The 7,482-nt window shown below is 35.9% G+C and carries 6 protein-coding genes; all 6 read right to left on the reverse strand.

Going from position 1 to position 7,482, the window contains the following annotated elements; translation table 11 throughout:
- Positions 1 to 55: 55 nt before the first annotated feature.
- The 6 genes from asnS to dinG all read right to left on the reverse strand — a co-directional run bounded on the left by asnS (position 56) and on the right by dinG (position 7,290).
- Entirely contained in the window at positions 56 to 1,348 is a 1,293-nt protein-coding gene (gene asnS, locus RZN25_12815; protein ID MEQ6377696.1) for an asparagine--tRNA ligase, read from the reverse strand.
- A 23-nt stretch (positions 1,349 to 1,371) separates the two neighbouring features.
- Positions 1,372 to 2,556: a pyridoxal phosphate-dependent aminotransferase gene (locus RZN25_12820; GenBank protein ID MEQ6377697.1), complete on the reverse strand. Its 1,185-nt coding sequence runs from the start codon at positions 2,554 to 2,556 to the stop codon at positions 1,372 to 1,374.
- A 17-nt stretch (positions 2,557 to 2,573) separates the two neighbouring features.
- Entirely contained in the window at positions 2,574 to 3,113 is a 540-nt protein-coding gene (locus RZN25_12825) for a DUF5590 domain-containing protein (GenBank protein MEQ6377698.1), read from the reverse strand.
- Complete coding sequence (locus RZN25_12830; protein MEQ6377699.1) at positions 3,076 to 3,246, reverse strand: YpmA family protein; 171 nt, start codon at positions 3,244 to 3,246, stop codon at positions 3,076 to 3,078. The genes RZN25_12825 and RZN25_12830 overlap by 38 nt, the downstream gene beginning before the upstream one ends.
- Positions 3,247 to 3,660: 414 nt before the next feature.
- On the reverse strand, positions 3,661 to 4,458 hold the full coding sequence (locus RZN25_12835) for a hypothetical protein (protein ID MEQ6377700.1): 798 nt from the start codon (positions 4,456 to 4,458) through the stop codon (positions 3,661 to 3,663).
- Between the two features lie 66 nt (positions 4,459 to 4,524).
- Positions 4,525 to 7,290, reverse strand: coding sequence for an ATP-dependent DNA helicase DinG (gene dinG, locus RZN25_12840; protein ID MEQ6377701.1), 2,766 nt, complete (start codon positions 7,288 to 7,290; stop codon positions 4,525 to 4,527).
- Positions 7,291 to 7,482: the final 192 nt, after the last annotated feature.

Below are 7,482 nucleotides of genomic sequence, written 5' to 3' on the forward strand. Positions count from 1 at the left end.
TATCACGAAAAATTTCTGTAGAAAGAGAAAAACTCCCTCTTTAAGGGAGCTTTACTTAAGGATATAGTCGATTAAGCAATCTTGGGAAAGGTATAGTTTCTCGAACATGCTCTACTCCTGAAATCCATGCTACAGTTCGTTCTAATCCTAAACCAAACCCTGAGTGTGGTACACTGCCATATTGTCTTAACTCCAGATACCACTTATAGGCGGGACCTGTAAGATCATGTTCTTCATAACGATTTTGCATTAGCTCTAAGTCGTCAATTCGTTGAGAGCCACCAATAATTTCTCCATATCCTTCTGGAGCAATTAAGTCAGCACATAACACGACGTCCTCACGATTAGGATCAGGCTTCATATAAAAGGCTTTAATTTTTGCAGGGTAATGTGTTATAAATACAGGCTTATCAAAGCTTTCTGCTATGGCCGTTTCATGAGGAGCACCAAAATCTTCCCCCCATTCAATATCTTCAAAACCCTTTTCTTTAAGAAGTTCAATAGCTTCATCATAAGTAATTCGGGGAAAAGGAGCTAGTACATTTTCTAACTTAGTTACATCCCTATCTAAGGTTTTTAATTCAATCGAACAGTTTTTAAGAACAGACTGAACAATATGACTGACATAGTTCTCCTGTACCTTCAGGCTATCCTCATGGTCCATAAAGGCCATTTCAGGCTCAATCATCCAAAATTCAATTAAATGTCTTCTTGTTTTAGATTTCTCTGCACGAAAAGTTGGGCCAAAAGAAAACACCTTTCCAAGTGCCATTGCTGCAGCTTCCATATACAATTGACCACTTTGACTTAAATAAGCGTCCTCATCAAAATATTTGGTGTGGAAAAGCTCGGTTGTACCTTCTGCTGATGCACCAGTTAAAATCGGCGGATCAACTTTTACATAGCCTTGTTCGTTAAAAAATTCATATGTTGCACGAATGATTTCATTTCTTATTTTCATAATAGAGTGCTGTTTTCTTGAACGAAGCCAAAGATGACGGTGGTCCATTAAAAATTCAGTTCCGTGTTCCTTTGGTGTTATTGGATAATCAACCGCTTCATGTATTACCTCTAACCCTTTCACTTGCATTTCAAAACCTAATGGTGAGCGCTCATCTTCTTGTATAGTACCTGTAACATACAGAGATGTCTCTTGTGTTAAGGATTTGGCAAGTTGAAATACCTCTTCCTCTACTTCTGCTTTTACGACCACCCCTTGAATAAATCCAGTTCCATCACGGAGCTGAAGAAAAGCAATTTTTCCACTAGATCTTTTGTTGGCTAACCATGCACCAATGGTTACTTCCTCTCCTACATGTTTATGAACTTCTGCAATTGTTACTTTCACTAGTTTCCCTCCATCAATACGCTTTACTTTGCATGTTTCTCAACAAAACGTTTTATTCTTTTAGCGGCTTCCTCTAATTGGTCAAGTGATGATGCATAGGAAAGACGCACATTATCCTCTGCTCCAAAACCAGAGCCAGGAACTAAGGCAACCTTTTCCTCTTCTAGAAGAGCACTAACCCAATCATCCACAGAATCAAATCCATTGTTTGTTGCAGCCTCTTTCACATTTGGAAATAGATAAAATGCTCCTTGTGGAAGGGCACAATGGATTCCTGGAATTTCATTGATCCATGAATGTAGCTTCTTTAAGCGATCTTCAAAAGCACTCCTCATAACTTCTACTTCTTCTTCTCCACCTTGGTATGCGGCTAAAGCCGCATATTGAGCAATTGAGGTAGGATTAGAGGTAGAGTGGGATGCTAAATCAGTCATCGCCTTAATAATCGTTTCATTTCCCGCTGCGTATCCAATTCTCCATCCAGTCATAGAATGAGATTTAGAATGTCCGTTAATGACAATCGTTTGTTTTTTAAGTTCTTCACTAAGCTGTGCCACAGACACATGACTTGCTCCGTCATAAACTAATTTTTCATAAATTTCATCTGAAACTAATAAGACGTTATGTTTTAAACAAACTTGTCCAATTTCTCTCAATTCATCAGAACTGTAAATCATTCCTGTTGGATTACTTGGAGAATTAAGAATAAGAGCCTTTGTCTTATCGGTTATGGCCTCTTCCACTTGTTCTTTCGTTAACTTAAATTGGTTTTCCTCAAGTGCTTGAATGATGACAGGAACACCACTCGCCAATTTAACTTGCTCTGGATAGCTAACCCAATATGGTGCTGGAACAATTACTTCATCACCGGGGTTCAGTATCACTTGAAACAAGGTATACAACCCGTGTTTAGCTCCGCTTGTTACAATAATTTCCTTTTGAGTATAATTTAATCCTTGATCTTGTTTAAATTTATGAATAATAGCATCTTTCAGTTCAACTATTCCACCTGATGGTGTATATTTTGTTTGGCCTTCATCCATTGCCTTTTTTGCAGCCTGTAAAATATACTCTGGTGTGTTAAAATCAGGCTCGCCTGCTCCTAAGCTAATGACGTCGTGACCCTCTTTTTTTAGCGCTTTTGCCATTGCAGTTATCGCTAACGTACTGGATGGTGTTAACGTTTGAACTCTCTTAGCTAATTCCACTTCTTTGGCCTCCTTTTTTATCTAAATGCCTGGTTGGGTTTTAAACGATACTGTTCATACCTCTCACCGTTATCGAATCGAAAATAATCAAAGACATACCTTTCATGCTCATCTTCATATGTAAGTTCCCAAACAGGTATTTGACTTGTAAATCCCAACTTAATATCGTTTAAAGAACAATCTCTGCATTCTCTGTTCCAATAGTCAAGAACCTCTTCTTGAGATACACCCTCATTTTTATAAACATAGTGTATATCTTCATCATTGTCCTCCATAGGCACAAAAGCAAATAAAGCATTGTTATCCTCATCTACACCGTAAACAGTAACATAATAAAACTTTCCATGAAACCGTTCTGTACTCTCTATTTCTTTTATCGGTGTGCCTTCAAGCGCTTGTTGTTTTGCAAATGCATAATCGTCCTCTTTTTGATCTTGAACATAAAAATAAAAATAACTAAAAAAACCCATTCCCAAAAAAAGAAAAAGTAAAACACTAATGACAATCCCCTTCAGCCTTTTACGTCTGATAGATCGTGAAAACTGCTGTTTTCTCATCTTCATCATCCAATGCTAGACCGAACATTAAATCGCGATCCTTCAACGTGCGATTTAAGACGTCGACAATTTTATATAAATCATTTGTATACTGAATTTTGACTGTTGACAATACCTGTATTTTTGAATCCATTGATAACCTCCTGTTTAATCCCTTCAAATTTATCAAAATTTGTTACCAATATAAATAAGCAATCTTCACAAACTATAATCAAGTAACAACTACTATCCATTTTATTATAACAATAAAGCGATCCATTGAGAGTGTTAAACCCAAAAATCATCATTTCCTGACCCTTGCCTGCGTCCACAGACGCAGGCTTTACATTTATCCCGCATTAAAAGCCACACTTCCAAGTCTTAAGTGAAACGAAAAGATAGGTGAGGGATAAACTCCCATAAAAATAAAATATTAAATTTCCATCTTTATTGGTGAAGCTTGCTTCATGGTTGGTTGCCCGTAAATATCCGATTGGTTCAAGGGCCTTTAGGTCAAGCCCTTTGGTGCTAACAATCAGTGGGGGACGCCACTGACTGAAGTTCCCCTTTATTTTCCCGAAATTGTGTAGTCATCAAAAGTTAATTCGACAGTCAAGTCACCAATCTGTTCTAAATCGTACAAATCAATCCATAGTTCATGTAGTTTTTCGATAAGAGCATCATGTTTAACTCTATCCGCTTTATTATAAAGAATGGCCATATGAGGATCGATAAAATTCAACATATCACTACTTGGTATATCAATTTCTCCATATCCTGGTATCTTGATGATTTCAGCTTTTACCGGATAATTTTTTATAAATTCTTTTTCGAAGGAAGCATCATTATAAGTTAAATAAAGAAGGCTCGTATTACCAAAAACAATATACAAATTCATACTAGTTCCCACATCTGACGGTAAAAACCGTATAAAAAATCCGGGGGCATATTCTATAAGATCTTGTGCATTAACTATTTGAATCTTATCCTCAAAATTGGAAAGCTCCTCACATTGAGCGCCGACACTTCCAAAAATATTGATATTCATTATGTCCCATTCTTTTAATGCGCGAGAAATATTGCCGCATGTTTGCTTTGTTTGTTTGGAGAGGATTAATGTATCTATCTTTTCAACACCTTTATTTTGAATAGATGTTTTAAGCTTCTTCCAGGAGGAATCAGATCCTGTATTAAGTAAAATAGTTTTCCCTTCGTTTGTCTTTATTAATGTTGCTTCACCATCGTCCAAAGCAAAAAAAGTGATTTCTATTTTATTTTCAATGAATGGTTCTGCAAGTACATAAGAAGAAAATATACAAAGCTCCAACATTATTGTAATTATTGTAATAAAAAAACGCTTTTTCAAATTACTCAGCTCCCCAGAAAGTAATGATACATATGCATTTAGGTTTTGCAGAAAAGGAGGATCCTATCAAAACCATTTGGATGCTTTTTCAATAACTTTCCGAGTTTCATCTACTGTAACGGGAACTTTGGGTAAGGATTCTAAAAAATATTTTCCATATTGCTTTTGTACGATTCTTTGGTCACATACAAATACTATTCCCCTATCAGTACTTGACCTAATGAGCCGTCCAAAACCTTGCTTAAACCGTATTACTGCTTGAGGTAATGCTAAATTCATAAATGGATTTTTCCCCTGCTTTTTTATATCCTCAGCTTTTGCAGCATATACCGGATGTGTTGGTGGCATAAACGGGAGGCGAACAATCACTAAACAACTTAGATCTTCTCCTGGAATGTCAACTCCCTCCCAAAAAGAACTAGTGCCCATTAATATTGCTTTGTCAAAAGCCTGAAAATTTTTCTTTAAACGAGAACGACTTCCACTCGTTATCCCTTGTCCGATGACCATATATGAGTCATCATCCATCATTTCCTTTATAATGTAATAGGATTTCCTTAACATATCATAAGAGGTAAAAAGAACAAGCATTTTTCCATCTGTGATCTTGGCTAAAGATAATATAGCTTCACATGTGGCATCAATAAACTCATGTTCATCACCGTTGGAAATAATTGGAAAGTCATTAGGTATAAGAAGCTTGACTTGTTGCTCATAACGATATGGAGATGACAGAATCTCCTCATGTACAGTATTTGGAAGTCCCAATCTATCCTTTGTGTATTGAAAAGAGCCTTTCATGGTAAGAGTTGCGCTTGTAAGAATAACACTATTTTTCTTTTCAAAAAAAGAAGAATATAATTTTGCTCCGATATGAATGGGTTCTTGATATAAAAACACTGCATTTTTGGCACCCGATCCTTGGACCTCCATCCATTTCACTTCTCCTGAGCGATCCACAAGTAATAACTCCTCTAAAGAATCAATCATTTGTTGAAATTGTTCTAAGGAATAGTCGATCTGATCTAATAGGTCCCTTGAATCAGTTCCTTTTTCTTTCAACTGTTGAGTATACTGATAAATTTGGTGAACAAATTCTCTTATTAAGAAAATTAGTCGATTCGCCATTTCCTTAATTGCTAACCAATATTCACTCTCGTTTACTTTATATTCAACCTGAATTCTTCCTACATCATTAAAACTACTCTGATGCTTAGTCAATTCCTTACTGTAATATGAAAGATAAGAAAATAATTGATCAGCATCAAATCTAATTTCTTCCAGTATCGTTTCAATTCCATTTTTCACTTGATTCGAAAAATTTTCAACTATTCCCTTACCGTCTTTATCCATTATGCGATTTAAGGCATATTGAATAGAAAAGTAATCTAAAGTAATTCCAAAATGTTTCGAAGCTACATTTTCTAAATGATGTGCTTCATCTATAATAGCTAGATCATAAGAAGGGAGTAATGTATAGTCATTTCTGATATCTGTACACAGTAATGCATGATTCGTAATCACGATTTGAGACCTTTGGGCAGCTCTTCTAGCCCGCTGATAAAAACTTCGTGAAAACCAGGAAGACTTCGGATCAACGACGCCTTCAGCTTCCGCGGAAATTTTCTTCCAAAAAATAAGTCCACTTGATGGAAGCTGCAGCTCGTCAATATCCCCTGTCAGCGTTTCAGTTAGCCAAATTAAAATCATAGCTTTGGTTAATGCAATATCATAATTTGACTCTATATCTTGATTCAATTCTTGCTCAAATCTTGACAAGCTTAAATAGTGTTGTTTCCCTTTTAACAACGTAATTTCAAAAGGGAATGGTAGTAATCTCTTTAAAAGTGGGATTTCTTTTTCTAAAAGCTGAGATTGTAATTGAATTGTGTGTGTACTAACCATTACTCTTTCTCCGGTTTGTAAAGAATAAAATATAGCCGGTAGCAAATAGGCTAGTGACTTTCCTGTTCCGGTTTCAGCTTCGATTAACGAATGTTTTTTATTGGAGAATGCATCATAGATGGTTTTTGCCATTTTTGTTTGGCTTGGTCTTTCTTCATAACCTTCCATCACCTCATGAATCCACCCATTTTCTCCTAACAACTTTGTAAGAAAAGTATCAAAGTTCATAAAAGGATTATGGGAAACTCCTTCTATCGGTTTTTGTTTTTTAATAGCAAACCCCCGATAATAATCAAATTCTTCCGTTTGATTCCATTCATACTTTTTTTGATCTAGAATAGGAGATAAAATCTCCTCCCAATTACTTTTCAGAAACTTATGTAAAGAATGTAAGCGGTCAAGAGTTTCATAAGGAAGGGCGTATAGCTTATCTAGTATCTTTATAGTTAGTTTTGCAGTCACCAATGCATCTGATAAGGCCCTATGTGGGTTTTCATGTTGTATATCTAGAAAAGATGCCAGTTGTGACAATTTATAACTAGGTGCGGTTGGAAATAACACTCTTGAAAATTCAACAGTATCAAAATATTTATTTTGGATAGAACCATATCCATACCTCTTTAAGCCATGATTAATAAAGCCAAGATCAAACTGAACATGGTGTGCCACAAAATAAGAGTTTTCTAACCTACTCAATATTTCGGGAATAACTTCCTCAAAGGAAGGTGCATCCTTTACTTCATCTTGTGTTATCCCTGTTAAGTTTGTTATAAACGGTGGGATTTGTTGGCTTGGTAAAACTAAAGTGTGATATTGGTCTGTAATCCTTCCATTCTCAATGGTAACCATACCAATTTCAATAATTTCATCCCCTTTTTCAAGGCGATTTCCAGTTGTCTCAACATCTATTACTACAAATTTTTCCATAGTTTCACCTAATTTCAAAAGAAAAGTGCAAGCGTCCTTTGAAACAAGAAAAGCACTTGTTTCTGTGAAGTAGCTCTATGTAGCCTTCCTTTGTTCGATAACTCGGGCAAAAACTTCAAAGATTACTCGATGATGCTTTTTCGCTGGAGCTAGTAAATTTTATACTTCCTTTTAAAAAAGCCCCCAATATTC

It is taken from the genome of Bacillaceae bacterium S4-13-56 (assembly GCA_040191315.1).
Lineage (GTDB): Bacteria > Bacillota > Bacilli > Bacillales > JAWJLM01 > JAWJLM01.

Coding starts and splice junctions, on each gene's coding strand:
- RZN25_12825 (MEQ6377698.1), bottom strand. CDS start 3,113: ATGAGAAAACAGCAGTTTTCACGATCTATCAGACGTAAAAGGCTGAAG.
- RZN25_12830 (MEQ6377699.1), bottom strand. CDS start 3,246: ATGGATTCAAAAATACAGGTATTGTCAACAGTCAAAATTCAGTATACA.
- dinG (MEQ6377701.1), bottom strand. CDS start 7,290: ATGGAAAAATTTGTAGTAATAGATGTTGAGACAACTGGAAATCGCCTT.